1 protein-coding gene and 1 pseudogene are annotated in these 1,081 nt (G+C 66.3%); both read right to left on the minus strand.

The window, feature by feature from the left end; all coding sequences use genetic code 11:
* Positions 1 to 223, minus strand: a pseudogene (locus tag ABWI07_RS44345) (hypothetical protein); the annotation flags it as partial.
* Between the two features lie 30 nt (positions 224 to 253).
* Positions 254 to 1,081, minus strand: an 828-nt coding sequence (locus tag ABWI07_RS44350; protein WP_353822236.1) for an extracellular solute-binding protein, incomplete at its 5' end; no start/stop codon positions are given.

A 1,081-nucleotide genomic window follows, 5' to 3' on the forward strand; every position in this document is an offset into this window, starting at 1 on the left:
CGAGGACGTACAGTGCGCTGTTGCGCAGCCCGATCCAGAACATGTCGTCGTGCAGCAGCTCGCGGAAGTTGGCGAGCCCCACGAACCGGCCGGGGATCAGCGTCCGACGGTCGGTGAAGGCGTTGACCAGCGTGGAGACGAAGGGATAGAGGACGAAGACGCCTACGACCAGCAGCCCGGGGGCGGCGAACAGCCAGGGGCTGGTGGGGAGATGGCGCCGCACCCTCGACACGGTGGAACTCGCCATGGCGCGTCAGCCCTGCTGCTGAAGAAGCCGGTCGCACGCCTTGACAGCGTTGTCAAGGGCCGCTTTGGGGCTCTCCTTGCCCTGGAGCGCCTTGGCGACCTCGTTGCGCAGCGCGGTCTTCATCTGCTCGCTGAACAGTACGGGCGTGTAATTGACCGCGTTCTTCAGGGATGCGGCGGCCGCGATCCGCACCCGCGTCTCGTCCGTGCCGTCCTCCTTGGTGAAGTACGGGTCGTCGAGGGAGCCGGCGGTGCTCGGGAAGATCGCGACCTTCTTGGCGAACGACATCTGCCGCTGCGCGTCGGTCACGTAGTGCGCGAAGGCGACGGCGGCCGGCTTCCGCTGGGAACGGGAGTTGACCATCACCCCCATCACGTACATGTTCACCTTGCCGGTGCTGGTGATCTGGTCCGTGATGCCGATGTTCTTGTACAGGTTGGGCGCCTGCTTCTTGAAGTTTCCGAGGTCCAGGGCGCTGCCCGGGTTCATGGCGACGGCCCCGGTGAGGAACTTCTTGCCGGAGGACTCCGGGGTGGCGGTCAGTACTTGCGGGTCGAGCGCCTTGGCGTCGTACAACTCCTTGTACTTGGTGAGGAGTTCGACGCCCTTGGTGTCGTTGAAGGCGAAGGCGGTGCCTTCCTTGTTCATCAGCTCGACGCCGTAGCGGCCGAAGTCCTCGATGGTGGGCACGTTGGCGAGCGTGGCGACCTCGCCCTTGCTCTTCTTCGCCAGCCGGAGGGCGTCGGCGCCGTCGAGGTGGGCGCCCTGGTGCGGGCCCGCAGGCTCACCGACTCGCAGCTGCGTACGGCGATCCGGCTGCTCGACGGCGCGTTG

The organism is Actinomadura sp. NPDC000600 (assembly GCF_040492135.1).
Taxonomy (GTDB): domain Bacteria; phylum Actinomycetota; class Actinomycetes; order Streptosporangiales; family Streptosporangiaceae; genus Spirillospora.